This window comes from Microbacterium sp. CCNWLW41 (genome assembly GCF_037083505.1).
Window position 1 is genome coordinate 276,143 of sequence record NZ_JBAOJP010000011.1, and the last position, 25,494, is coordinate 301,636.

27 protein-coding genes are annotated in these 25,494 nt (G+C 71.3%); 20 read left to right on the forward strand and 7 right to left on the reverse strand.

The window, feature by feature from the left end; translation table 11 throughout:
* Positions 1-2: 2 nt before the first annotated feature.
* Positions 3-404 (forward strand): hypothetical protein, encoded by a 402-nt coding sequence (locus V6R91_RS31155; RefSeq protein ID WP_336398565.1) that lies wholly within the window; start codon positions 3-5, stop codon positions 402-404.
* Positions 405-429: 25 nt separating this feature from the next.
* Here V6R91_RS31155 and epsC read toward each other — a convergent pair whose 3' ends face one another.
* The 3 genes from epsC to cysK (V6R91_RS31170) all read right to left on the reverse strand — a co-directional run bounded on the left by epsC (position 430) and on the right by cysK (V6R91_RS31170) (position 2,989).
* Positions 430-1,014, reverse strand: a complete 585-nt coding sequence (epsC, locus tag V6R91_RS31160) for a serine O-acetyltransferase EpsC (RefSeq protein ID WP_336398566.1) — start codon at positions 1,012-1,014, stop codon at positions 430-432.
* Positions 1,011-1,964 (reverse strand): cysteine synthase A, encoded by a 954-nt coding sequence (cysK, locus tag V6R91_RS31165; RefSeq protein ID WP_336398567.1) that lies wholly within the window; start codon positions 1,962-1,964, stop codon positions 1,011-1,013. Before cysK (V6R91_RS31165) ends, epsC begins: the two co-directional genes overlap by 4 nt.
* Before the next feature lie 86 nt (positions 1,965-2,050).
* Positions 2,051-2,989 carry a cysteine synthase A gene (gene cysK / locus V6R91_RS31170; protein ID WP_336398568.1) on the reverse strand — a complete coding sequence of 313 codons (939 nt, stop codon included), beginning with the start codon at positions 2,987-2,989 and terminating at the stop codon, positions 2,051-2,053.
* A gap of 126 nt (positions 2,990-3,115) precedes the next feature.
* On the opposite strand from cysK (V6R91_RS31170), the gene prmC reads away from it, so the two are divergent.
* From prmC to V6R91_RS31235, 13 genes are all read left to right on the forward strand, one after another.
* Positions 3,116-3,994, forward strand: coding sequence for a peptide chain release factor N(5)-glutamine methyltransferase (gene prmC / locus V6R91_RS31175; RefSeq protein ID WP_336398569.1), 879 nt, complete (start codon positions 3,116-3,118; stop codon positions 3,992-3,994).
* An 82-nt stretch (positions 3,995-4,076) separates the two neighbouring features.
* Entirely contained in the window at positions 4,077-4,874 is a 798-nt protein-coding gene (locus V6R91_RS31180) for an L-threonylcarbamoyladenylate synthase (RefSeq protein WP_336398570.1), read from the forward strand.
* Positions 4,871-6,067 carry an MraY family glycosyltransferase gene (locus V6R91_RS31185; RefSeq protein WP_336398571.1) on the forward strand — a complete coding sequence of 399 codons (1,197 nt, stop codon included), beginning with the start codon at positions 4,871-4,873 and terminating at the stop codon, positions 6,065-6,067. The genes V6R91_RS31180 and V6R91_RS31185 overlap by 4 nt, the downstream gene beginning before the upstream one ends.
* A complete protein-coding gene (locus V6R91_RS31190) occupies positions 6,064-6,552 on the forward strand; it encodes a hypothetical protein (protein WP_336398572.1) in 489 nt (162 codons plus the stop codon). The genes V6R91_RS31185 and V6R91_RS31190 overlap by 4 nt, the downstream gene beginning before the upstream one ends.
* Before the next feature lie 169 nt (positions 6,553-6,721).
* Complete coding sequence (gene atpB, locus V6R91_RS31195; protein ID WP_336398623.1) at positions 6,722-7,516, forward strand: F0F1 ATP synthase subunit A; 795 nt, start codon at positions 6,722-6,724, stop codon at positions 7,514-7,516.
* Positions 7,517-7,578: 62 nt separating this feature from the next.
* Positions 7,579-7,812, forward strand: coding sequence for an ATP synthase F0 subunit C (gene atpE, locus V6R91_RS31200; RefSeq protein ID WP_292728372.1), 234 nt, complete (start codon positions 7,579-7,581; stop codon positions 7,810-7,812).
* Between the two features lie 29 nt (positions 7,813-7,841).
* Entirely contained in the window at positions 7,842-8,396 is a 555-nt protein-coding gene (locus tag V6R91_RS31205; RefSeq protein WP_336398573.1) for a F0F1 ATP synthase subunit B, read from the forward strand.
* On the forward strand, positions 8,396-9,187 hold the full coding sequence (locus V6R91_RS31210; RefSeq protein WP_336398574.1) for a F0F1 ATP synthase subunit delta: 792 nt from the start codon (positions 8,396-8,398) through the stop codon (positions 9,185-9,187). The genes V6R91_RS31205 and V6R91_RS31210 overlap by 1 nt, the downstream gene beginning before the upstream one ends.
* A gap of 62 nt (positions 9,188-9,249) precedes the next feature.
* A complete protein-coding gene (gene atpA, locus V6R91_RS31215) occupies positions 9,250-10,887 on the forward strand; it encodes a F0F1 ATP synthase subunit alpha (RefSeq protein ID WP_336398575.1) in 1,638 nt (545 codons plus the stop codon).
* A 20-nt stretch (positions 10,888-10,907) separates the two neighbouring features.
* A complete protein-coding gene (locus tag V6R91_RS31220) occupies positions 10,908-11,804 on the forward strand; it encodes a F0F1 ATP synthase subunit gamma (protein ID WP_336398576.1) in 897 nt (298 codons plus the stop codon).
* A gap of 22 nt (positions 11,805-11,826) precedes the next feature.
* Positions 11,827-13,272: a F0F1 ATP synthase subunit beta gene (gene atpD / locus V6R91_RS31225; protein ID WP_336398577.1), complete on the forward strand. Its 1,446-nt coding sequence runs from the start codon at positions 11,827-11,829 to the stop codon at positions 13,270-13,272.
* A gap of 1 nt (position 13,273) precedes the next feature.
* Entirely contained in the window at positions 13,274-13,534 is a 261-nt protein-coding gene (locus V6R91_RS31230) for a F0F1 ATP synthase subunit epsilon (protein ID WP_194397897.1), read from the forward strand.
* Positions 13,535-13,622: 88 nt separating this feature from the next.
* Positions 13,623-14,399 (forward strand): YaaA family protein, encoded by a 777-nt coding sequence (locus V6R91_RS31235; protein ID WP_336398578.1) that lies wholly within the window; start codon positions 13,623-13,625, stop codon positions 14,397-14,399.
* A 13-nt stretch (positions 14,400-14,412) separates the two neighbouring features.
* Here the strand turns inward: V6R91_RS31235 and V6R91_RS31240 are convergent, their stop codons facing one another.
* Positions 14,413-14,865 (reverse strand): DUF4282 domain-containing protein, encoded by a 453-nt coding sequence (locus V6R91_RS31240; RefSeq protein WP_336398579.1) that lies wholly within the window; start codon positions 14,863-14,865, stop codon positions 14,413-14,415.
* A gap of 189 nt (positions 14,866-15,054) precedes the next feature.
* Here V6R91_RS31240 and V6R91_RS31245 point away from each other — a divergent pair, with 189 nt between their 5' ends.
* From V6R91_RS31245 to V6R91_RS31260, 4 genes are all read left to right on the forward strand, one after another.
* Positions 15,055-15,828, forward strand: coding sequence for a large exoprotein (locus V6R91_RS31245; protein WP_336398580.1), 774 nt, complete (start codon positions 15,055-15,057; stop codon positions 15,826-15,828).
* A gap of 88 nt (positions 15,829-15,916) precedes the next feature.
* Positions 15,917-16,894: an aldo/keto reductase gene (locus V6R91_RS31250; RefSeq protein ID WP_336398581.1), complete on the forward strand. Its 978-nt coding sequence runs from the start codon at positions 15,917-15,919 to the stop codon at positions 16,892-16,894.
* Positions 16,895-17,030: 136 nt separating this feature from the next.
* Positions 17,031-17,843 carry a PP2C family protein-serine/threonine phosphatase gene (locus V6R91_RS31255; RefSeq protein ID WP_336398582.1) on the forward strand — a complete coding sequence of 271 codons (813 nt, stop codon included), beginning with the start codon at positions 17,031-17,033 and terminating at the stop codon, positions 17,841-17,843.
* A gap of 67 nt (positions 17,844-17,910) precedes the next feature.
* Positions 17,911-20,778 (forward strand): FtsK/SpoIIIE domain-containing protein, encoded by a 2,868-nt coding sequence (locus V6R91_RS31260; protein WP_336398583.1) that lies wholly within the window; start codon positions 17,911-17,913, stop codon positions 20,776-20,778.
* Between the two features lie 88 nt (positions 20,779-20,866).
* Here V6R91_RS31260 and ald read toward each other — a convergent pair whose 3' ends face one another.
* Positions 20,867-21,982: an alanine dehydrogenase gene (gene ald / locus V6R91_RS31265; RefSeq protein ID WP_336398584.1), complete on the reverse strand. Its 1,116-nt coding sequence runs from the start codon at positions 21,980-21,982 to the stop codon at positions 20,867-20,869.
* A 56-nt stretch (positions 21,983-22,038) separates the two neighbouring features.
* Positions 22,039-23,028, reverse strand: a complete 990-nt coding sequence (locus V6R91_RS31270) for an asparaginase (RefSeq protein ID WP_336398585.1) — start codon at positions 23,026-23,028, stop codon at positions 22,039-22,041.
* A 52-nt stretch (positions 23,029-23,080) separates the two neighbouring features.
* On the opposite strand from V6R91_RS31270, the gene V6R91_RS31275 reads away from it, so the two are divergent.
* Entirely contained in the window at positions 23,081-23,560 is a 480-nt protein-coding gene (locus tag V6R91_RS31275; protein WP_336398586.1) for an OsmC family protein, read from the forward strand.
* Between the two features lie 45 nt (positions 23,561-23,605).
* Here V6R91_RS31275 and V6R91_RS31280 read toward each other — a convergent pair whose 3' ends face one another.
* Positions 23,606-24,430, reverse strand: a complete 825-nt coding sequence (locus V6R91_RS31280; protein ID WP_378882783.1) for a lysophospholipid acyltransferase family protein — start codon at positions 24,428-24,430, stop codon at positions 23,606-23,608.
* Positions 24,431-24,505: 75 nt separating this feature from the next.
* Between V6R91_RS31280 and V6R91_RS31285 the strand changes: the two genes are divergently transcribed.
* On the forward strand, positions 24,506-25,477 hold the full coding sequence (locus V6R91_RS31285) for an FKBP-type peptidyl-prolyl cis-trans isomerase (protein WP_336398587.1): 972 nt from the start codon (positions 24,506-24,508) through the stop codon (positions 25,475-25,477).
* The last annotated feature ends 17 nt before the right edge of the window (positions 25,478-25,494 follow it).

Genomic DNA, 25,494 nt, shown 5'->3' on the forward strand with positions numbered 1-25,494 from the left:
GCGTGCTCACGCTCCTCATCCGCGCGCTGATCTTCCTCGTCTCGGCAGCGCTGGGACTCATCGCGGCCGACCTCATCCTCGACGGCTTCACGCTGCACTGGGACGACTGGTGGGGCATCCTGCTCGCCGTCGTCATCTTCGCGGTGCTGCAGAGCGTCCTCGCGCCGTGGCTGCTGAAGATCACCCGGCGCCACGCGAACGCCCTCATCGGCGGCATCGGCCTGCTGTCGACGTTCGTCGCGCTGCTGATCGCCGTGCTGATCCCGCAGGCGGGGATCGGGATCGACGGGCCCGTCGCGTGGATCATCGGGACGCTCATCGTGTGGCTCGTGACGGCTCTCGCGTCCTGGCTGCTGCCGCCGCTGTTCATCCGGCGCAAGGTGCAGGACCGCGCGAGGTCCTGACACCCCGCGTCCGGCGGGACCCGTGTCAGATGTGGTACTCGGGCGTGGTCAGCAGGGCGCGCGTCTCCTCGCCGACGCGGCGGGCGCGCGGCTTGGCGGGCACGCCCACCAGGACGCTGTCGGCGGGGGCGTCCTTCGTGACGACGGCGTTCGCGCCGACGACGGAGCCCTCGCCGATGACGACAGGTCCGAGGATCTTCGCGCCGGCCCCGACGGCGACGCCGTCGCCCAGCGTGGGGTGACGCTTGCCGCCCTCGCGCTGACGCCCGCCGAGCGTGACCCCGTGGTACAGCATGACGTCGTCACCCACCTCGGCGGTCTCGCCGACCACGACGCCCATGCCGTGGTCGATGAAGAAGCGGCGCCCGATCGTGGCGCCCGGGTGGATCTCGATGCCGGTGAGCCAGCGCGTCACCTGCGAGCCCGCGCGGGCCACGAACCGCGCGTCGCGCACCCAGAGCGCATGCCACACGCGGTGGGCCCAGATCGCGTGGAGCCCGGGGTAGAGCAGGGCGATCTCGAGGCCGCTGCGCGCCGCCGGGTCGCGCAGCTTCGCGGCGGCGACGTCTTCGCGCACGCGCGCCAGGAATCCGATGCGTTCGTCGGTCATCTCTTCTCACCCTCCGGGTCGCGCAGATGCTCGTACAGCGCCGTGGACAGGTACCGCTCGCCCGAGTCGGGGACGATGACGACGATGCGCTTCCCCGCGGCCTCCGGGCGCGCGGCGATCTGCAGGGCCGCCCACACGGCGGCGCCCGCCGACATGCCGCCGAGGATGCCCTCGCGCGTGGCCAGCTCGCGCGCGACGCGGATCGCGTCGTCGAACTCGACGTCGAAGATCTCGTCGACCACCGACCGGTCCAGCACGTCGGGCACGAAGTTGGGGCCGATGCCCTGGATGCGGTGCCCGCCCGCGCGGCCCTCCGTGAGGACGGGGGAGTCCTTGGGCTCGACGAGCGCGATCCTCACGTCGGGGTTGCGCTCCTTCAGCACCTGCCCGACGCCCGTGATGGTGCCGCCGGTCCCGGATCCGGCGACGAACCAGTCCACGCTGCCGTGGGTGTCGTTCCAGATCTCCTCGGCGGTGGTCCTGCGGTGGATCGCGGCGTTGGCCTCGTGCTCGAACTGCCTGGCGAGGATCGCTCCCGGCGTCTCGGCGACGATCCGCCGGGCGACGTCGACGGCCTCGGTCATGCCCTTGTACGGGTCGGTGAGGACCAGTTCGGCGCCGTACGCCTTGAGCAGCGTGCGCCGTTCCTTCGACATCGAGGCGGGCATGGTGAGGATCACCCGGTACCCGCGCGCGGCGCCGATGAGGGCCAGCGCGATGCCGGTGTTGCCGCTGGTGGACTCGACGATCGTGCCGCCCGGCTGCAGCTCACCGGCCTCCTCGGCCGCAGCCACGAGGGCGTAGCCCAGCCGGTCCTTCACGGACGAGCCCGGATTGTAGAACTCGAGTTTGGCGAGCACCTCCGCGCCGAGCCCCTCCGTCAGCGCGTTGAGGCGCACCAGCGGGGTCTGACCGAACGCGGTGGTGATGTCGGGATGGATGCCGGGCACGAAGCTCCCTCTCTCGTCGGGGTCCACACGACGACGGCGCGGCGGCGGCCGATCAGATCGGTTCGCCGTCGCGCCGTCGTGACGGATCAATCTTCGCGCAGATCCTCGTAGAGCGCAGTCGACAGGTAGCGCTCACCGAAGGACGGCACGATGACGACGATGTTCTTGCCCGCGGCCTCGGGTCGCGCGGCGACCTGGAGCGCCGCCCAGATGGCGGCGCCGGAGGAGATGCCCACGAGGATGCCGTCCTGGGTGCCGACCGCGCGAGCCGTGGAGATGGCGTCGGGGAACTCGACGTCGATGACCTCGTCGATCACGCCCCGGTCGAGGATCGCCGGGACGAAGTTCGGGCCGATGCCCTGGATCTTGTGCGGACCGGGGGTGCCCTTGGTCAGCAGCGGCGAGTCGGCCGGCTCGACGGCGACCACCTTGGCGTCGGGCACGCGCTCCTTGAGGACCTGGCCGACACCGGTGATCGTGCCGCCCGTGCCGATGCCGGCGACGAAGTAGTCGACCTTGCCGTCGGTGTCGCGGAGGATCTCCTCCGCGGTCGTCTTGCGGTGGATCTCGACGTTGGCCTGGTTCTCGAACTGGCGGGCGAGGATGGCGCCCGGCAGCTCCGCGACGAGCTCCTCGGCCTTGGCGATGGCGCCCTTCATGCCGCCGGCGGGGTCGGTGAGGACCAGCTCCGCGCCGTATGCCTTCAGCAGCAGGCGGCGCTCGATCGACATGGAGGAGGGCATGGCCAGCACCACGCGGTAGCCGCGGGCCGCACCCACCATCGCGAGGGCGATGCCGGTGTTGCCGCTGGTCGCCTCGACGATCGTGCCGCCCGGCTCGAGCTCGCCCGACGCCTCCGCCGCATCGACGATCGCGATGCCGAGGCGATCCTTGACGCTCGAGGCGGGGTTGTAGAACTCCAGCTTGGCCAGCACGTTGCCGCCGACGCCTCCCGCGACGCGGTTCAGCCGGACGAGCGGAGTGTTGCCGAAAGCGGAGGTGATGTCGGGATGGATGCCGGTCATGTCGGGGCCTTTCGCGGGTTCACGGCTGATCAGCACCAGCCTAGGGGGACGGCATCCATGTGAGTCCTTCTGTGACAGGGAGGTGGCGGCGGCGCGCTACCCTCCGGGGCGTAGGGTGGTGCGGTCATGTCCTCCCCCGAAGAACCAACCGCCCTGGCCGCCGCGATCGCGCACGCCGCGGCGCGCCTGGGCGCCGCGGGCATCGCCGACCCCGCGGTCGACGCCGAGCTGCTGGCGGCCTTCGTCCTGGGGCTCGGGCGAGGGGGAGTGCAGGCGTCCGCGATCCGCGGCGACCGCATCGCCACGGCCGACGCCGAGCGCCTCGAGGAGCTGGTGACCCGGCGCGCCACCCGCGAGCCGCTGCAGCACATCACCGGGACGGCGCCCTTCCGCCATCTGGAGCTCCGCGTGGGGCCGGGTGTCTTCGTGCCCCGCCCCGAGACCGAGCTCGTCGCGCAGCTGGCGATCGACGCGCTCCGGGCCGCGGCATCCGAGTCCCCGATCGCGGTGGATCTCGGCACCGGAAGCGGCGCGATCGCGCTGGCGATGGCGACCGAGGTGCCGCACGCGCGGGTCTTCGCGGCCGAGAACTCGGTGGAGGCGTTCCTGTGGACGAAGGAGAACTTCGCGATGGTCGGCGCCGACAACGCGCGGCTGGCCTTCATCGACCTCGCGCACGCGTTCCCCGAGCTCGACGGCACGGTCTCGGTGGTCGCCTCCAACCCTCCGTACGTGCCGGATGCCGCGATCCCACGCGACCCGGAGGTGCGGTTCTTCGACCCGCCCGCCGCGCTCTACGGCGGCGAGGACGGGCTGGACGTCGTGCGGGTGCTGAGCGGCGTGGGTCTGCGCCTCGCGCATCCCGGGGGGATGATCGTCATCGAGCACGGCGAGTGGCAGGGGGAGGCGATCCGCGAGCTCCTCGCGGCCGACGGATGGCGCGCGGCGGCGACGCACCCCGACCTCACGATGCGCGATCGCGCCACCACCGCGCTGCGCCCCTGACACCGTCGGCACCGCCCCGCGGACGGAGCATCCAGCGACGCCGTGAACGCACAGCCGCGCCCCGACTAAACTGTCCGGCGACATGTCCCCCATCTTCGACTGCCGCGACGAGGCCCAGCTGCTCGCCGGCATGCGCAGGGCGCGCCAGGCCATCGGCCGCGGCGAGCTCGTCGTCATCCCCACCGACACCGTCTACGGTGTGGCCGCCGACGCCTTCGACCACCAGGCCGTCGCCCGACTTCTCGCCGCCAAGGGCCGCGGGCGCCAGTCGCCGCCGCCCGTGCTCGTAGCCGGCGTCACCACGCTCCGTGCCCTCGTCGCCGACGTGCCCGAGCCCGTCGAGCGCCTGATCGATTCGTTCTGGCCCGGTGGCCTCACGATCGTGCTGCCGGCCCAGCCGTCGCTGTCATGGGATCTCGGCGAGACCCGGGGCACCGTCGCCGTGCGGATGCCCGCGCACCGCATCGCCCTGGAGCTCCTCGAGGAGACCGGCCCGCTGGCGGTCTCCAGCGCGAACCTCACGGGCATGGCGGCGGGCATCACGGCCGAGGACGCGGAGGAGATGCTGAAGGACAGCGTTGCCGTGTACCTCGGCGACGGACCGTCGCGCGACGGCGTGCCGTCCACCATCGTCGACGCCACGAGCCTCGTCGGCGGCGAGGAGCCGCTGGTGCGCGTGCTCCGCGAGGGCGCGGTCAGCCGCGAACAGCTGCGCGAGGTGCTGCGCGACCTCCTCGAGGCCGACCCGGGTGCGGAGCCCGAGCCGTCGGGCCGGGAAGCGGAGCCCGACGCCGAGGCCGAGCCGTCCGGCGCCGAGGCGGGGCCGACGGCCGCAGGCGTGACGGATGCCGACGCCCAGAGCGTCCCCGGCAGCTCGTGAAGCAGTACGTCTTCACCATCCTCCTCACGGCGGCCATCACGTTCGTCCTGTCGTGGGCGGTCTGGCGGCTGAGCCTGAAGTACGAGCTGTATCCGGGGATCCGCGAGCGCGACGTCCACAAGACCCCGACGCCGCGCCTCGGCGGCATCGCCATGTTCATCGGCGTGCTCGCGGCGTTCGCGGTGTCGTCGCAGCATCCGTTCTTCGCCATCATCTGGACCGAGCCCGAGCAGGTGTACGCGCTGCTGGGCGCGACGGCCCTCATCGTGGTGATCGGCGTCCTCGACGACGTGTGGGACCTCGATTGGATGATCAAGCTCGGCGCGCAGTTCCTCGCGGCGGGCCTCATCGCCTGGTTCGGCCAGCTGCAGATCTACACGCTGCCGCTCGGCGGCATGACGATCTCGAGCTGGGCCAGCTTCACACTGACCGTCTTCTCGATCGTCGTCGTGATGAACGCCGTGAACTTCATCGACGGCCTGGACGGCCTTGTCGCGGGCGTCTGCCTCATCGCCAACGTGGTGTTCTTCGCGTACTCGTACATGATGGTGCGCGACATCGGGGCGAGCACCTACTTCAACCTCGCGTCCTTCATCGCCGCCGTGCTGATCGGCGTGTGCATCGGGTTCCTGCCGATGAACTGGAGTCCCGCGCGGCTGTTCATGGGGGATGCCGGGGCGCTCATGCTCGGCCTGCTCATGGCCTCGTCGGCGATCGCGATCACCGGCAACATCAACCCGGCGATGGTCGCCGACAACGACGAGTTCGGCCGCTCGCAGCTCCTCGGTGCGTTCATCCCGATCCTGCTGCCGGTCGTCGTCGTGCTGCTGCCCCTGCTCGACTTCGGACTGGCGGTGGTCCGTCGGATGAGCAAGGGCAAGTCGCCGTTCTCACCCGATCGCCGCCACCTGCACCACCGCATGCTCGACATGGGCCACTCCGACCGCGACGCCGTGCTCATCTTCTACGCCTGGACCGCTCTGGTGAGCCTCGCGGTGCTGCTGATGTACATCGGCACGACGCTGGAGTGGCCGGGCGACTACCTCCTCGGCGTGGCGTACGGCGTCGTCGGCATCGCCGCCTGCCTGATCGTGACCCTGCTGCCGTCGCATCGACGTGCCGCCCACGCGATCGAGGCCGCCCCATCCACCGCCCTGCACGATCCCGCGCCCGCACAGGAGGACGCCCGATGAGCTCCACCCCCATCTCCAGCACCCCGATCCTTCGCACCGTCCTGGTGTGGTCGGGAACCGTCACCGCCGCACTCCTCGTGCTGGGCGGCCTCGTCGGCTACCTCGTGGCGGGAGTGGACGGACTGTGGAGCGCCCTGGCCGGCGTCCTCATCGCGGCCGTCTTCCTCGCCATCACCGCCGCGAGCATCCTCATCGCCAACCGCTGGTTCGGCGACGCGCTGTACGTGCCGATCTTCTTCGGGATCGTGCTCGGCGGCTGGATCCTGAAGTTCGTCGTGTTCCTCGTCGCGCTGTTCGTGCTGCGGGACCAGCCGTGGATCGTCGGACCGGTGTTCTTCCTCGCGCTGGTGGCGAGCGTGCTCGCCTCGCTCCTCATCGACGTCGTCGTGCTCATGCGCATGCGCGTGCCGCACGCGAGCGACGTCGAGCTCCCGACCGACCCCGACGCGGGGGAGCGCACCGACGGGCCGGGCACGCCCGCGTGACGCCTCGCGGGCGGATTCAGGGACCTCTCAAGTTTGATAGGCTGAACGAGCGCCCGCCCGCCCACCCTGTTGTGAGCGCCTGCGGAGTGACGCTCACCGACCATCGTCGCAACGGTCCTTCACCGATGCCCCGAAGCTGGAGCCAGCGCTGTTTACTCAAGCTGCGACCCTGATCGCCCCCCTTGCCGCTGACGCGCCCCCGGAGTTCCACGGGCCGTCGATCGAAGAGTTCTTCCCCGAGATCCTCTTCACCGCGTTCGGCATCATCCCGGTCCACCGGATCCACCTGATCCAGTTCCTCGCGACCATCGCGATCGTCCTGATCTTCTGGCTCGGCACGCGCCGCATGCGCGTCGTCCCCGGTCGGTTCCAGAGCCTCGTCGAGATGGGCCTGGACTTCGTCCGCGTCAACATCGGCGAAGACCTCCTGGGCAAGAAGGACGCCCAGCGCTTCCTGCCGATCCTCACCACGATCTTCTTCATGGTGCTGTTCATGAACATCACGGGCATCATCCCGTTCCTGAACATCGCCGGAACGAGCATCATCGCGGTGCCGCTGACGCTCGCGGTCGTGAGCTACGTCACCTTCATCTACGCCGGCATCAAGAAGAGCCCGAAGAACTTCTTCAAGAACTCGCTCTTCCCGTCGGGTGTGCCGTGGCCGATCTACATCATCGTCACGCCGATCGAGCTCATCTCGACGTTCATCATCCGCCCCGTGACGCTGACGCTCCGACTCCTCATGAACATGATGGTCGGCCACCTGCTGCTGGTGCTGTTCTTCGCAGCCACGCAGTTCTTCGTCGTCGACCTCGGCGGCTGGTGGACGGCGCTCGGCGCCGGCAGCCTCGCCTTCGGCTTCGTCTTCACGCTGTTCGAAATCCTGGTGGCGGTCCTCCAGGCGTACGTCTTCGCTCTCCTCACCGCGGTCTACATCCAGCTCGCGGTCGCGGAAGAGCACTAAGCGGGTCGGCCCCTCCGTCCAGAACGACACAGGGCCGCCCACAACCGAAAGGAAAAACCCCCGTGGACGCAACTACGGTTCTCGCACAGGTCACCGGCAACGTCGCGACGATGGGCTACGGCCTCGCTGCGATCGGCCCGGCCATCGGCGTGGGCATCGTCGTCGGCAAGACGATCGAGGGCGTGGCTCGCCAGCCCGAGCTCGCCGGCCGCCTGCAGGTGCTCATGTGGATCGGTATCGCCTTCACCGAGGCGCTCGCCTTCATCGGCATCGCGACCTACTTCATCTTCGTCTGATCGCCGAATCTCAGTCCTAAGGAGACAGGATGCTGCACGCTCTTGTCGCGTACGCCGCGGAGGAGGGGGAGACCCATAACCCCCTCATCCCCGCCTGGTACGACATCATCTGGTCGTCGGTCTGCTTCGTCATCATCCTCTTCCTCTTCTGGAAGATCGCGCTTCCGCGGATGAAGAAGATGCTCGACGAGCGCTCGGCGGCGATCGAAGGCAACATCGCGAAGGCCGACGAGGCCCAGCGAAAGGCCGAGGCGGCGCTCGAGGAGTACACCGCCCAGCTCGCCGACGCCCGCAAGGAAGCCGGTGAGATCCGCGACGCCGCCCGTGAGGACGGCAAGAAGATCCTCGCCGAGGCGAAGGAGACCGCTGCCTCCGAGGCCGCCCGTCTCACCTCGACCGCCCACGCTCAGATCGAGGCGGAGCGCCAGTCGGCGCTCGTGTCGCTGCGCAGCGAGGTGGGCACGCTCGCCCTCGACCTCGCCGGTGGCGTGATCGGCGAGACGCTGTCCGACGACGCGAAGGCTCAGGCCGTCGTCGATCGCTTCCTCGCCGAGCTCGAGGAGTCCGAAGGGGCCAAGGCGTAATGGGCAGCGCGACCACTCAGGCCGTTGCGGCGACGACGGCGGCGCTGGACGCCGCCGCCGACGTCGACCTCGACGTCGCCCGCGAGCTGTTCGCCGCGGCGCGCACCGTGGGCGACTCGTCGCAGCTGAGCGGCGCGCTCGCCGACTCGGCGGCGCCTGCCGAGGCCCGCCGCAACGTCGTCCTCGCCGTCTTCGGACCGACCGTGAAGCCCACGACCGCGTCGCTGCTGGCGACCGTGGTCGCGCAGCGCTGGTCGTCGTCCGACGACCTGGTCGAGGGGATCGAAGAGCTCGCGGTGCGGGCGACGGCCGTCGCCGACGCGAACTCCGACATCGAGGGCGAGCTGTTCGCCTTCTCGCGCACCGTCGCCGACAACGCGGAGCTCGAGCTCGCTCTCGGCAGCCGCCTGGGTGACTCGACGTCGAAGGGCGCGCTCATCGAGACGCTGTTCACGGGGCGCGCGAGCGAGGCGGCGACGCTCATCGTGTCGTCCCTCGTCCGGCAGTCGCGCGAGCGGCGGGTGCGCCAGCTGCTGTCGCGTGCGATGAAGCTCGTCGCCGACCAGCGCGGACGCACCGTCGCCACCGTCGTGGCGGCGGCGCCGCTGAGCGCCGCCCAGAGCGAGCGCCTCGTCGCAGCGCTGACGAAGCGCTACGGCAAGCGCGTAGCGCTGAACACCATCGTCGACCCGGGCGTGGTGGGCGGCCTGCGCGTGCAGATCGCCGACGACGTGATCGACGCCAGCGTGTCGTCGCGTCTGGCCGACCTCCGTCAGCGGCTCGCAGGCTGACACAGACTTCCCGCCCGAGGGTGGAGATTTCGGGGCCGCGGCCCCATGAACGAAGGAAAACAATGGCAGATCTCACTATCAGCCCCGATGTCATCCGTGACGCGCTGAAGGACTTCGTCGCCGCCTATGAGCCCACGGGCGGCGCGGCCACCGAGGTCGGCACCGTCATCGACGCCGCCGACGGCATCGCGCACGTCGAGGGCCTGCCGGGCGTCATGGCGAACGAGCTCGTGACGTTCCAGGACGGCACCCAGGGCCTCGCCCTCAACCTCGACGAGCACGAGATCGGTGTCGTCGTGCTCGGCGACTTCGCCGGCATCGAGGCCGGGACCCAGGTGACGCGCACCGGCGAGGTGCTGTCGGTCGCCGTCGGCGACGGCTACCTCGGCCGCGTGGTCGACCCGCTCGGCAACCCCATCGACGGTCTCGGCGAGGTCGCGACCGTCGGCCGTCGTGCCCTCGAGCTCCAGGCGCCCGGCGTCATGCAGCGCAAGTCGGTGCACGAGCCCCTCCAGACCGGCATCAAGGCGATCGACGCGATGATCCCCGTCGGCCGCGGACAGCGCCAGCTCATCATCGGGGACCGCCAGACGGGCAAGACGGCCATCGCGATCGACACGATCATCAACCAGAAGTCCAACTGGGAGTCGGGCGACGTCAGCAAGCAGGTCCGCTGCATCTACGTCGCGATCGGCCAGAAGGGCTCGACGATCGCCGCCGTGAAGGGCGCCCTCGAGGACGCCGGGGCCATGGAGTACACGACGATCGTCGCGGCTCCCGCCTCGGACCCCGCCGGCTTCAAGTACCTCGCCCCCTACACCGGCTCGGCCATCGGCCAGCACTGGATGTACGAGGGCAAGCACGTCCTGATCATCTTCGACGACCTGTCCAAGCAGGCCGAGGCCTACCGCGCCGTGTCGCTCCTGCTCCGCCGCCCGCCGGGCCGCGAGGCGTACCCCGGTGACGTCTTCTACCTGCACTCGCGTCTGCTCGAGCGCTGCGCGAAGCTCTCCGACGAGCTCGGCGCCGGCTCGATGACCGGTCTTCCGATCATCGAGACGAAGGCGAACGACGTCTCGGCGTACATCCCGACGAACGTGATCTCGATCACCGACGGCCAGATCTTCCTGCAGTCCGACCTCTTCAACGCCAACCAGCGTCCCGCGGTGGACGTCGGCATCTCGGTGTCGCGCGTCGGTGGCGACGCCCAGGTGAAGTCGATCAAGAAGGTCTCCGGAACGCTCAAGCTGGAGCTCGCGCAGTACCGTTCGCTCGAGGCGTTCGCGATGTTCGCGTCCGACCTCGACGCGGCCTCGCGTCGTCAGCTCGCCCGAGGCGCGCGTCTGACCGAGCTGCTCAAGCAGCCGCAGTACTCGCCGTACCCGGTCGAGGAGCAGGTCGTCTCGATCTGGGCGGGCACCAACGGCAAGCTGGACTCGATCGAGGTCGAGGACGTGCTGTCCTTCGAGCGCGAACTGCTGGACTACCTCCGTCGCAACACGTCGATCCTCGACACGCTGCGCGAGACCAACGTCCTGGACGACGACACCGTCGCCGAGCTCGCGAAGAAGACCGACGAGTTCATCCTGGAGTTCCAGGCAGGCAAGGGCCAGGCCATCGGCAAGCCCGGCCACGAAGAGGTCGCGGCGGCGCAGGCCGAGGACGTGAACCAGGAGAAGATCGTCAAGGGCCGCCGCTGAGGCGGGCCTGGGCATAAACCATGGGCGCACAACTCCGGGTCTACAAGCAGAAGATCAGCTCTGCTCAGACGACCAAGAAGATCACGAAGGCGATGGAACTCATCGCGGCTTCGCGCATCCAGAAGGCGATGGCGCGTGTGCGCGCATCGTCGCCGTTCGCGCGTGCCGTGACGCGGGCCGTCTCCGCCGTGGCGACGCACTCCAACGTCGACCACCCGCTGACCGTCGAACGCGAGACGATCCGCCGCTCCGCGGTCGTGATCTTCTCGTCCGACCGCGGCCTCGCCGGTGCGTTCAACTCGCAGATCCTCCGCGAGGGCCTCGAGCTGGCGCAGCTGCTGCGCGAGGAGGGCCGCGAGCCGGTGTTCTACCTCGTCGGCCGCAAGGCCGTCGGCTACTTCCAGTTCCGGCGGATGGAGGCCGCGGCCGAGTGGACGGGTGACACCGACACGCCGCACTTCTCGACGGCCGAGGAGATCGCCGCCACACTGCTGGACGCGTACGACCGCGGTGGCGAAGAGAACGGGGTCGACGAGATCCACCTCGTCTACAACCGCTTCGTCAGCATGATGACGCAGACGCCCGAGACGGTGCGCCTGCTTCCGCTGGAGGTCGTCGAGGCCGAGGAGTCGTCGTCGGCGCAGGTCTACCCGCTGTACGAGTTCGAGCCGGATGCCGCGACCGTCCTGGACGCGCTCCTGCCGGTGTACATCCAGAGCCGCGTCTTCAACGCCCTCCTCCAGTCATCGGCCGCGAAGCACGCCGCGACCCAGAAGGCGATGAAGTCGGCCAGCGACAACGCCGACAAGCTCATCACCGACTACACCCGCCTGCGCAACAACGCGCGCCAGGCCGAGATCACGCAGCAGATCGCCGAGATCGTCGGCGGCGCCGACGCCCTGGCGTCGGGCAAATAGACCACACGAAAGAGAAGAAGCCATGAGCCTCACCGCTGAGAAGACCGCGACCGCGGTCGGACGCGTCGCGCGCGTCACCGGCCCGGTCGTCGACATCGAGTTCCCGCACGACTCGATCCCCGACATCTACAACGCGCTGAAGACCACCATCACGATCGACGGCGAGTCCACCGAGATCACGCTCGAGGTCGCCCAGCACCTCGGCGACGACCTCGTGCGCGCCATCTCCCTGAAGCCGACCGACGGCATGGTCCGCGGCCAGGAGGTGCGCAACACCGGCGGCCCCATCACGGTGCCCGTCGGCGACGTCACCAAGGGCAAGGTGTTCAACGTCACCGGCGACGTCCTCAACGCCGCACCCGGTGAGACCATCGAGGTCACCGAGCGCTGGGGCATCCACCGTCAGGCGCCGTCGTTCGACCAGCTCGAGTCGAAGACCGAGATGTTCGAGACCGGCATCAAGGTCATCGACCTCCTCACCCCGTACGTGCAGGGTGGCAAGATCGGCCTCTTCGGCGGTGCGGGCGTCGGCAAGACCGTCCTCATCCAGGAGATGATCCAGCGCGTCGCGCAGGACCACGGCGGCGTGTCGGTGTTCGCAGGCGTCGGCGAGCGCACCCGTGAGGGCAACGACCTCATCGGCGAGATGGAGGAGGCGGGCGTCTTCGACAAGACCGCCCTCGTGTTCGGCCAGATGGACGAGCCGCCGGGGACCCGTCTGCGCGTGGCCCTCTCGGCCCTGACGATGGCGGAGTACTTCCGCGACGTCCAGAAGCAGGACGTGCTGCTCTTCATCGACAACATCTTCCGCTTCACGCAGGCGGGCTCCGAGGTGTCGACGCTGCTCGGCCGCATGCCGTCCGCGGTGGGCTACCAGCCGAACCTGGCCGACGAGATGGGCATCCTGCAGGAGCGCATCACCTCGACGCGCGGCCACTCGATCACCTCGCTGCAGGCGATCTACGTGCCCGCCGACGACTACACCGACCCGGCGCCGGCGACCACGTTCGCCCACCTCGATGCGACCACCGAGCTCTCGCGCGAGATCGCGTCCAAGGGCCTGTACCCCGCGGTCGACCCGCTGTCGTCGACGAGCCGCATCCTCGACCCGCGGTACATCGGTGAGGACCACTACCGCGTGGCCACCGCCGTGAAGCAGATCCTCCAGAAGAACAAGGAGCTGCAGGAGATCATCGCGATCCTCGGTGTCGACGAGCTCTCGGAAGAGGACAAGATCGTCGTCGCCCGCGCGCGCCGCATCCAGCAGTTCCTCTCGCAGAACACCTACATGGCGAAGAAGTTCACCGGTGTCGAGGGGTCGACCGTCCCGATCAAGGAGACCATCGAGTCGTTCGACGCGATCGTCAAGGGCGACTTCGACCACGTCGCCGAGCAGGCCTTCTTCAACGTCGGCGGGATCTCGGACGTCGAAGAGGCGTGGGCTCGCATCCAGAAGGAGAACGGCTGACATGCCGCTCAAGGTGAGCCTGGTCTCCGCCGACGCGGAGGTCTGGTCGGGTGAGGCGTCGCTCGTCGTCGCCAAGACCGTCGAGGGCGAGATCGGCTTCATGACCGGGCACGAGCCGGTGCTCGCGATCCTCGCCGAGGGCCAGGTGCGCATCACGCAGACCTCCGGCACGAAGATCATCGCCAACGCGCAGGACGGCTTCCTGTCGATGGAGGGCGACGATCTGACGATCGTGGCCGGAAACGCCGCCCTGATCTCCTGATCACCCGCTGTACACGCACTCGGCCGGCCCCCGCGGGGGCCGGCCGAGTCGTGTTCCCGCCCCGCCCATCGATCCGCTCCGGAGCACCATGCTGATCCTCCTGCCGCCGTCCGAGACGAAGCGTCCCGGTGGCTCGGGCGCGCGGCTGGACCCGGGCGGGCTGGCGCTCGCCCAGCTCGCCCCGCTGCGCGAGGCCGTCCTCTCCGCCCTCGTCGCCCTGGCTGCGGACGAGGAGGAGTCCGCCCGCGTGCTCAAGCTCGGTCCCCGCCAGCGCGGCGAGGTCGCCGTGAACGCCGCGGTGCGCGACGCGTCGACCATGGCCGCGGTCGACCGCTACACGGGCGTCCTCTTCGACGCGCTGGACGCGGCATCCCTCCCTGCGACGGCTCGTCGCTGGCTGGGTGCCCATGTCATGATCCACTCCGCGCCACTGGGCCCGGTGTGGGCGCTCGACCCCATTCCGGCCTACCGGCTCGGCGCCGGCGCGTCCCTGCCCGGCCTTCCTCCGCTGCGGCGCCTCTGGGCCGAGGCGACGACCGCCGCGATCGCCGACCTCGCGCCCCGCTTCGTGCTCGACCTGCGCTCGGAGGCCTACGCCGCCCTCGGCCCGGTGCCGGCCGGCGTCGCGTCGCGGTACGTGCGTGTCGTGAGCGAAGGCGGCGACGGCGCGGTGCGGGCGCTCAATCACTTCAACAAGCACGCCAAGGGCGCTCTCGTGCGGCGGCTCGCCCAGGAGCGTCCCCGCATCTCGTCCCCGGCCGCGTTCCTCCGGTGGGCGGAATCATCCGGTCTGCGCGTGCACGAGGGCGGTGAGGGCGAGCTCGAGCTCTTCGCCCCTGCGCCCGGCTCGCCGACCGATCGCTGAACCGGTCGAGGCCTCAGCGCCGCGTGTGCTGCGCCGTGCGCTCGGTGTTCTCCGCGATCGCGATGAGGGCGACGACCGCCTCGATGACGAACCTGAGCAGGATGATCGAGAGGAACGTCAGCACCGGCACCACGATGATGGTGGCGATCAGCCCCGTGACCCCCGCGCCGACGTTGAGCCACATCACCGAGATCGCGTTGATGATCCCGCCGGCGAAGTACACGATGAACCCGATGCCGATCGCGATGAGACCGACGAAGTAGAACACGCTCGCGAGGCGGCGCGTGATGAAGGTCCGGAACGACAGGTCGAACAGCGCGGAGAAGAACCCGCGGCTGACGTCGCCGGCGTCGCCGCCGACGCGGGGGACACCGGTGTCGTCGGGGTCGGTCGCGCGCGCGGCCTCTGCGGCGGACTGCGGAGGAAGCGGCGGCGGCGTGGGCGCGGACGGGTTCTGGTCTGTCATGACGGTCCTTCGGATCGAGTTCTGCTCAGGCTATCCACCGCCGGGCGGCCGGGCCATCCCCCGGATCGTGGCGTCAATGCTGACAGTTCGCTGAGAGCGTCGATAGCATGTGTCCAGCGGAGCAGGGGCTCCGCGGTCGCGTCGCGTCGCGATGCGACCCGAATCGACTCTCTCGGAGGTCGCTCCACCATGGACTACAACGACGGCGGCGCCGGGGCGCTCCTCGCCTGGCTCATCATCGCCCCCTTCCTCTTCCTCATCGCCATCGCCGGCTACGTCATCGGCTCCTGGTTCCTCATGAAGATCTTCGACAAGGCAGGGGTGCAGGGGCGCTGGCGCGCCTGGGTGCCCGTCTACAACACCCTGATCTTCGTCAAGCTCGGCGACCTCAACCCGTGGTGGCTGCTGATCCTGTGGGGTGGCGGGATCGTGCTCGGCTGGGTGCCGGTGCTCGGCTCGCTCATCGGCCTCGCCGCCTTCCTGTACACGCTCCTCGCCGCGTGGCGCGTGGGGCTGAAGCTGCAGAAGGAAGCCGTCTGGCTCATCCTGTACTTCTTCCTCGCGATCGTCTGGCTGGGCATCAACGCGTTCGACCGCTCGCGCTGGAACACCGCGATCCCGGCCGCGCCCTGGGCGGGGAGCTTCCTCGCCGACAAGACGGTGTGGAGCGGCGTTCCCGCGCAGACCCCGGCGGGCGGCTACCCGGCGAACCCCGCCACAGCACCCGGATACGGCGCCGCCCCGGCGGCGTACGAGCCGCCCGCGGGATACTCGGCACCTCCGCCCGCGCCGACCGCGTCCGCTGCGCCGCCGGCACCGCCGGCAGGCTACGCGCCGCCGCCCGCAGCTCCGGCCGCGCCGGCCACTCCGCCCGCCGCCGAGCCTGGGGCGACCTCGCCCTCGGCGGAGCCTCCCGCCACGGAGCCGCCGGCCCCGGAGCCGCCGGCTCCCGCGAAGCCGTAGCGACGACCGCTCCGACAGCCCCTCGCCGATCCGGCGAGGGGCTGTCGCGTCTTCCGGCGGGCCGCCGACCCGCGGCTAACGTGGAGGAATGACCTCCACTGTTCCGCTGCGCCGCATGGGCGCGTCCGGTCTCCTCGTCTCCGCCGTCGGACTGGGCTGCAACAACTTCGGCCGCGAGGGGACCCGGACCGAGACCCTCGACGGCACGCGCGCCGTGCTCGACGCCGCGATCGACGCGGGTGTGACCTTCCTCGACACCGCGGACATGTACGGGCGCGAGCCGGGGCTCTCCGAGACGCTGATGGGAGAGGCGCTGAAGGGGCGGCGCGATCGGGTCACGCTCGCGACCAAGTTCGGGCAGACGCGCGACATGGGCTACCCGACGACCGGGTCGAAGGGCTCGCGCTCGTACGTGCGGCGCGCGGTCGAGGCATCCCTCACCCGGCTGCAGACGGACTGGATCGACCTGTACCAGCTGCACGTGCCCGACCCGGCCACCCCCGTCGAAGAGACGCTCGACGCGCTGGGCGACCTCGTGCGCGAGGGCAAGGTGCGCTACATCGGTCACTCGAACTTCGCGGGGTGGCAGGTCGCCGAGGCGCACTTCACCGCGCTCATGCGCCACAGCGTGCCCTTCGTGTCGGCCCAGAACCACTACAGCCTGCTGGCGCGCGGTGCGGAGCTCGACCTGCTGCCGGCGGTCGAGCGGTACGGCGTCGGGTTCCTGCCGTACTTCCCGCTGCACAACGGCCTGCTGACGGGCAAGTTCACGAGGGATGCCGCGCCCGCCGACTCCCGCATCATGCGGCAGCGCCCCCACCTCTACCGGGACGCACCGTGGGACGCGCTCGAGGCCTTCCAGGCGTTCTGCGACGAGCGGGGCATAACGATGCTGCAGGCGACGTTCGGCTGGCTGCTGGCCCGGCCGGGGCTCTCGAGCGTGATCGCGGGTGCCACCAGCCCGGAGCAGGTGCGCGCGAACGCCGAGGCGGCGACGGCCTGGACGCCGACGGCGGCGGACCTCGAGGCGATCGACGGGATCTTCCCGCCGCCCGCCACGGCGTGAGCCGCCGGGCCGGCGCGCGGGCGCGCGGATCATTGTAGCGGCGCTCGCCGCGTCCGAGGACCCCCGCGAGTAACCGACTAGTATGTGATGACGCGGAGGCGACGGGCTTCCGCGGCAGCGACGAAGAGGACACGGCGTGCCCGAGGTATCCACCCAGTCGCTCACCGTTCCGGTTCCGGGCGGTGCGCTGGAGCTCGCTTGGGCGGCCGTCACCGACACGGGCCGCCGCCGCGAGGTGAACCAGGACGCCGTCTTCGCGGAGTACCCGCTGTTCGTCGTCGCCGACGGGATGGGCGGGCACGTCGGCGGCGAGATCGCCAGTGCGAGCACGATCGAGCGGCTCCGGGCGGTCGCCGGCAGCGGCAACGTCACGCCCAAGACCATCGAGAAGGCGCTTGCGCGGGCGGTGAAGGACATCGCGTCCCACCCCGAGGCCACGGACGACGGCACGGGCACCACGGTCACGGGTGTCTTCCTCGACACGTCGGGCGACGCGCCGCACTGGGTGACCCTCAACATCGGCGACTCCCGCGTGTACCTCGTGCGCGACGGGGCCATCGTGCAGATCACGACGGACCACTCGGTGGTGCAGGAGCTCGTCGCGGCAGGCCGTCTGAGTCCCGAAGAGGCCGAGAACCACCCGTACGGCAACGTCATCACGCGTGCCGTCGGCCCGAGCGACGGCGTGACGCCGGACTACGTGCGCCTGGACGTCCTGGAGGGCGACCGGTTCGTGATCTGCTCGGATGGGCTGACGAAGGAGCTCACCGACTACGGCATCCGCCACTTCCTCGACGAGAACCCCGATCCGGGTGACGCCGTGATGGCCATGCTCGACGCAGCGCTGGAGAACGGCGGGCGCGACAACATCACGATCGTCGTGCTCGACGTCGGCCGGCCGGCCGCAGGCGGCGCCGACGACAGGGACTCCTCCACAGCGGGGGAGTGACCCCGCCGCATCCACAGATCCGCGCAGGCGTCACGGCGGGCGAGCCCCGCCGCTGTGGACTGGGCGCATGCGCGCGCCCGCTTCTCCAGCCACCGAGGCTCCCCTCGCGATCGACGACGAGCCGCTGACCCTCCCTGCGGCCTGGGCGCCGCCCGCCCGACCGCCGCTGCCCGTCGTCGCCGCCGTCGTCCCGGTCGTGGGCGCCGTCGTGCTGTGGCTCGTGACCGGCTCGGTGTACTCGCTCTGGTTCGCCCTCCTCGGCCCGCTCATCGCCGGGGCGGCCGTCGCCGACGCCCGCCGCGCGGCGCGGCGCGACGGCAGGCGCGCGAGCGCCGAGGCGGCACGCGCACGCGAGGCGGTGTCCTCGGCGGTGGCCGCCCGCCACGAGACCGAGCGCGCCCAGCTGTGGTCCCGGCATCCGGATGCGGCGCGTCTCCTGCGGCGACCCGGCGACGTGTGGCGTTCGGGGCGGATCGCCTCGCTCGTCGTCGGGGAGGGGGAGCGCGCGAGCGCGGTGCGCGTGAGCGGCGGCGACGGCGATCCGGCTGCCGCCCTGCTGCGCCGCCGCGCCGCCCGGGTGGAAGGCGCGCCGATCACCGTGCCGCTCGAGGCCGGCGTCGCCGTCGTCGGCGGCGAGACGGTCGGCGCCGCCGTGCAGCGGGCGCTCGCCCTGCAGCTGTGCCTTGCGCTCGCTCCCGGTGACGTGCGCATCGTCGGCCCCCTCGGCCGCGGCATGGAGTGGGCCGAGACGCTGCCGCACCGCGCCGCGGCCTCCGGATCGGGCCTGGCCATCGTCGGCCCCGGCGAGCTCGTGCCCGCCCACGCCGACATCGTCCTTGCACGGTGTCGTCCGGGCGATCCGCCGCCACCGCGCTGCCAGGCGGTGATCACCGTGACCGCGCCCGCCTCCGCGCGCCTCGAATACGGCGGCGAGGTCGTCACGCTCGCCGTCGAGGCCGTCTCCCGCCTGCAGGCCGAGGAGATCGCCGCCGATCTCACCGCGCGCGCCGAGGCCACGCTCGGGATGACGCGCGAGGACGACGGCCCGATCGCACTGTCGCCGCTGCTCCCCGCGACGCCCGAGGCGATCGGGGGCGGGCTGCCCGCGGTCATCGGAGTGACGGCCGGCGACGCGGCGGTCGTCGATCTCGTCGCCGACGGCCCCCACGCCGTCGTCGCCGGCGTCACCGGAGCAGGCAAGAGCGAGTTGCTCATCACGTGGATCCTGGCGCTGTGCGCGACGCGGTCCGCCGACGAGGTGACCTTCCTCCTCGCCGATTTCAAGGGCGGCACGGCGTTCGACGGACTCGCCGGCGTTCCGCACATCACCGGCGTGATCACCGACCTCGACGGCTCGGGCGCGCGGCGCGCCATCGAGAGCCTGCGAGCCGAGCTCCGGCGTCGCGAGGCGGCCATCGCCGCCGCAGGGGCGCGAGACATCGTCGACCCGCGCGTGCGCCTGCCGAGGCTGGTCGTCGTCGTCGACGAGTTCGCCGCGCTGCTCGCGGATCAGCCGGAGCTGCACGGCCTGTTCGCCGACCTCGCCGCGCGCGGCCGAGCGCTCGGGATCCACCTCATCCTCGGCACGCAGCGCGCCGCCGGGGTGATCCGCGACAACCTCCTCGCCAACTGCCCGCTGCGCATCAGCCTGCGCGTGACGGACGCCGCCGACAGCAGGGCCGTGATCGGCACCGACGATGCGGCGAAGCTGCCCAGCGGTGCAGAGAGGCGCGGCACGGCATACGTGCGCCGTGCCGGCGACGCGGCTCCGCAGCCGGTGCGGGTCGCCCTATCGGGGGCGCAGGACGTCGCGGCGGCGTCGCTGCGGGGCGGCACCAGCGCGCCGTCCAGGCCCTGGCTGCCGGAGCTTCCTCGCGTCGTCGGGCTCGACGAGCTCGCGAGCCGGGCTGCGGCGGATCCGGCGGCGCGCGGCGGGGTGCTGCTCGGAATCGCCGACGAGCCCGACCGGCAGCGGCAGCCGGTCGTCACGGTGGCCGCCGGCGATCGGGCGATCCTCGTACTCGGCGGACCGGGCTCCGGCGTCTCGAATGCGCTGGACCTCATCCATGCGCAGGCGCCGGGCGCCGTCGAGCGCGTGCCCGCGGGGCTGGAGGGGATGTGGGATGCCGTGGCCAGACTGTCCGAGGAGCCTCCGGCGCCGGGGACGATCGTGCTCCTGGACGACCTCGACGCGGTGGCGCTGCGCTTCCCTCCCGAGCATGCGCAGGCCGTCCTCGAGCGGGTGGAGCTCTTCGTGCGGCGATCCGGCGACAGCGGTGTGCTCGTCGTCGCCGGCGCCCACCGCGTGACGGGCGCCGTGTCCAGGATCGCCGAGCTGTTTCCGCGCCGCATCGTGCTTCCCTATGCGACGCGCATCGACCACGCCGCCGCGGGAGGCGACCCCGCGGCCCACGACCCTTCCGCGCCGGCCGGCCGCGGACGCCTCGACGGGCGCCCGGTGCAGCTGGCGCTCGCACCGGCGGCGCCGGTGACGCCCGCCGCTGCCGACGCGACGTGGACGCCGGAGGGCCGGCTGACAGGTCTCGTGGCCCGCAGGTCGCCGGCCGGGCGCCGGGCGCTCGCCGCGTGGGAGCAGCGCGGCGTGACGGTCCTCGGCCTCGAGGAGTATGCCGCCGCGCCCGCGCGCGTGGCGGACGGGCCCGTCGTGGTGGCGGGGGAGCCGGACGACTGGCAGCGGCACTGGCGACTGCTCGCGGACGTCCGCGGAGACCACGAGCTGGTGGTCGACACGTCCTGCGCCGCCGAGCTGCGCGTGCTGGCCGGCTTCCGCGGCGTGCCCCCGTACTGCGAGCCGGGGCGGGCGCGGGCGTGGCTCATCGTCGCGGGCGCGGATCCCGTCCGCATCGTGCTGCCCGCCGCGGACGTCCCGCCGAACCGTCAGAGCGCGCCATGGACCGGCGCCCGCCGGGCGTAGCCCGCCGGCCTCGGATGCCACGCACGATCCCCGCACGCACGATCCCCGGGCGCGTCGGCGACCCGGGGATCCTCCGCCCGCAGGCGCGTCAGACGAGCACGCCCTCCAGGGGTGCGACCTCGAAGCCGTGCGCGGTCGCAACGCCGGCGTTGGCGACCCGCCCGCCGTGGGTGTTGAGACCGGCCGCGAGGGCGGCATCCGCTCGCAGCGCCTCCGTCCAGCCGCGTCGGGCGATCTGGCGGATGTAGGGGAGCGTCGCGTTGGTGAGCGCGGACGTCGAGGTGTTCGGCACGGCGCCGGGCATGTTGGCCACGCAGTAGAAGATGCTGCCGTGGACCGGGAAGGTCGGGTCGGCGTGGGTGGTCGGGTGCGTGTCCTCGAAGCAGCCGCCCTGGTCGACCGCGATGTCCACGAGCACCGAACCCGGTCGCATGCGCGCGACCATGTCGTTCGTCACGAGCTTGGGCGCCTTCGCGCCGGGGATCAGCACCGAGCCGATGACGAGATCCGAGGCAGCGACCGCGCGGTCCAGGTCGAGGGGATTGGAGGCGGCGGTCTTCACCCGGCCCTGGAAGTGGTCGTCGAGATAGCGCAGGCGCTGCACGTTGGTGTCGAAGACGGTGACGTCCGCACCCATGCCGACCGCGATCACCGCGGCGTTCGCGCCGGCGACGCCGCCGCCGATCACCGTCACGGTCGCGGGACGCGTGCCGGGCACCCCCGACATCAGCAGGCCGAGGCCCCCCGCCGAGCGCATGAGCGTGTTGGCGCCGACCATGGGAGCCAGCCGGCCGGCGACCTCGCTCATCGGGGCGAGGAGGGGAAGCCCGCCGCCGGGAAGCTGCACGGTCTCGTAGGCGATCGCCGTGACGCGGTCGGCCACGAGGCGCTCGGTCAGCGGGCGGTCGGCGGCCAGGTGCAGGTACGTGAAGAGCACGAGGTCGTCGCGGAAGTAGCCGTACTCGCCGGCGATCGGCTCCTTGACCTTCAGCAGCAGCTCCGCGTGGGCCCACACCTCCGCGGCGTCGTCGAGCATCTCCGCGCCGGCGGCCTCGTACTCGGCGTCGGGCATCGACGAGCCCTCGCCCGCGCCGCGCTGCACGAAGACCTCATGGCCTGCCGCCACCAGGTCGTGCACGCCCGCGGGGGTGAGGGCGACCCGGTACTCGTTGTTCTTCACCTCGGTGGGGACGCTGATCCTCATCGCGTCATCCTTTCCGCTCCGCCGTTGGAGCGCTCGGGCTCCTCGTGGGAGCGCCTCTAGAAGGCGGGGCGGATGGCCCCGACATCCTGTCCGCCGCCGGTGATGGTCAGCGGAAGCTTCGACATCGCGTCGGCGACGTCGGCCGACGCGAGTGCGCCGTGCCGCTCGAGCAGCCGCAGCGCGACCGCGGTGGCGGCGCGGCCGCTGCCGTCGAGCATCTTCAGCGCGACGGTGGTGCCGTCGGGGGCGACCATGACCATGACGCCCTCCGCACCACCCTTCGCGAAGACGCCGAGTCGCTCGATCACGATCGTGTCGGGGCGGCCGGGGCCGTCGATCGTCCACGGCGCCGCGCGCACGGCCTCGACGAGCGCGCCGGCGCTGCGGTGCAGGGCGAACGGGGAGGTGGTCGACGAGTTGCCGATGCGGTGGATCGCCCGCGCGAGCCCGAACAGCGTCATGGCGTACACGGGGGCGCCGCACCCGTCGACGGCGACCGCTGCGGCCTTCTCGCCGATGAGCCGCTCGATCGTGTCGCGGATGAGCTGCTGCACCGGGTGGGCGGGCGACAGATACCCCTCGGGATCCCACCCGTTGACGACGCTCGTGAGGAGCATCGTGGCGTGCTTGCCCGAGCAGTTCATGCGCACCCGCTGCGGCCGGCCGAGCTCCCGCACGAGCTCGTCGCGCGTGGCCGTGTCGCCGGGCCACGCCGCAGGGCAGCCGAGGGCGTCTTCGCTGAGCTCGGCGGCGGCGAGGATCTCACGCACCACCGCGACATGGCGGTCCGTTCCGGAGTGGCTCGCCGTGGCGAGGCCGAGCCGGTCACCCTCGAGCGGGGCGCCCGCCGACAGGCACGCGAGCGCCTGGAGCGGCTTCAGGCTCGATCGCGGCAGCACGAGGGACGACGGATCGCCGAGCTTCTCGGCGATCGTGCCGTCGGCGCGGAGGACGACGGCGATCCCGGCGTGGCGTGATTCGATGAAACCGCTGCGATCGACGACGGCGAGCTCGACGGCGTCGGCTGCGGCGAAGGTCTGCGGCACCCCGCCAGCCTACCGTCGCGCCCGCGATGGTCCTGCATGACAGACTGTGCTCATGTGGGGCGAGCATCGATACTCCGTCCGGACCACCTGGACGGGTGATCGAGGCACCGGAACCTCCGGGTACCGCGACTACGACCGGTCCGTCACGCTCGAGATCGACGGCAAGCCGGCCATCGCCGCCTCCGCCGACAAGCCGTTCCGCGGCGACCCTGCCCGCTGGAACCCCGAGGACCTGCTCCTCGCGGCTCTCAGCGAGTGCCACCTCCTGTCGTACCTGCACGCGTGCGTGAAGGCGGGCGTCGTGGTCGTCGGCTACGAGGACGAGGCATCCGGTCTCATGGTGGAGGACGGGCGCGGCGGCGGCGCGTTCCGCGAGGTCGTGCTCCGCCCGCGCGTGACCGTCGCGGACGCCGCGATGACGGATGCCGCGACCGCCGCGCACGCACAGGCGAACGAGTGGTGCTTCATCGCGAACTCGGTCAACTTCCCGGTGCGGCACGAGCCCACCGTGGTCGTCGCCGACGCGGGCTGATCCGGCCGGCGACCCGATCCTGCCGACCGGCCGGCCGGCGAAGGGTCAGCGCCGCTCGTGGGGGAGGACCTGGCGGATGCGCTCGATCGGGTTCTGGGCCGGAACCTCGTTGTAGGCGTGGGCGAGCTCCTGACCGGAGAGCGCGTGGATGGCGGCCATGATCTCGTCGGTGGCGAGGCGTCGCGCCCGCCCCGACGACGCGGGACCGTGGTGCGAGAGGTCGAGCGGCTCGCCGAACCTCACCGTCACGCGGTGCTTCATCGAGGGCTTCTTCGCGCCGACGGGCATCACCTTGTCGGTCCCGATGAGCCCCACCGGCACGACGGGCGCTCCGGTCTGCAGGGCGAGGAAGGCCACGCCGGTGCGTCCCTTGTACAGGCGCCCGTCGAGCGAGCGCGTCCCCTCGGGGTACAGCGCGACCGCGCTGCCCTCCTCGAGCAGGGCCCGCTGCTGATCGAGGGCGTCCAGCGCGGCCTGCCCCGCACCGCGCTGCACCGGGATGGCGCCGATCGCGGTGAAGAACCAGCGGGACGCCGGCTTCTCGAAGTAGCTCGCCTTGGCGAGGAAGTGCACGGGCCGCGGGGCGGCGACGGGGATCGCCACGGAGTCGATGAACGACAGGTGGTTGCTCGCGAAGATCACCGGACCGGTCCTCGGGACGTTCCCCTTGCCCTCGACACGCGGCCGGTAGGCGAGGCGGGCGAGCGGCGTGATGATGGATCGGCCCAGCGCGTACGTCGATCCCATCCGGACGGCGCCCGGTGCGGAGTCCTGCGCTTCTGCCGTCTCGTCGGCCCTGTCGTCTGTGCCTGGTACGAGGTCGGAAGTCACCCGTAGAGGGTACTCCCCGTCGCATTCCGGCGTCGGCATGACCGGTTCTCAGCGCGATCCGAGAAAAGATGCGAAAGGATGGAGGCTCCCCTTACATCGACTCGAGGTCTCTCCGTGCGCATTCGCCCGCTCGCCGCCCTGTCCGCCGCCGCGCTGTCGGCACTCGTGCTCGCCGGTTGCTCGGGCTCGGGGGATCCCGACACGACCCCGTCGCCGTCGTCGAGCGCCGACTCCACGTGCCTCCTCGATGCGCAGTCGGGTGCCGACTCGGACGCGATCGAGGTCACCGGCTCCGGCGCCGACCTCGCCGCCACCGTGCCGGACTCGCTGGCCTTCGAGGACATCGAGCGCACCATCGTGACCGAGGGCTCGGACGACGACCTCGCGGCCGGCGAGCTCGTCAGCGGCTTCTACTCGGTGTACGACGGCTCGACCGGCGAGCTGCTGCAGGACTCCTCCGACTCGTCGCCCGACGACTCCGGCGAGGTCCCGATCCTCCTGGACCCGCAGAACTACTCGCTGTTCGTCGCCGCTCTCGAGTGCGCTCCGCTCGGGTCGACGGTCGCGATGTCCATTCCCGGCAGCGCCTTCGGCGAGGGTGCCTCGCCTGTGGTGATCGTCGCCGAGACCACCCAGCTCATTCCGACGACCGCCGGCGGCGAGGAGCAGGAGCCGGCCGACGGCTTCCCGACCGTGGAGTTCTCCGAAGAGGGCGCCCCGACCGTCACCATCCCCGACACGGAGCCGCCCGCCGAGGTGCAGCTGGACGAGCTGAAGACCGGCGACGGCCCGGTCGTGGAGCCCGGCGACACCGTCTTCGTGCAGTACAGCGGTGCGAAGTGGTCGGACGGCACGGTCTTCGACTCGAGCTGGGAGCGCGGACAGCCCGCCGCCTTCGCGACGACCGGCGTCGTCGAGGGATTCCAGCAGGCGCTGGAGGGTCAGGCCGTCGGCTCGCAGGTGCTCGTGGTCATCCCGCCGGCCTTCGGCTACGGCGAGGGCGAGATCAACGACGCCGACCTCACCGGCGAGACCTTGGTTTTCGTCATCGACATCCTGGGCGTCCAGCGCGCAGCCCAGCAGTAGACGCCGGCCGCGTCCGG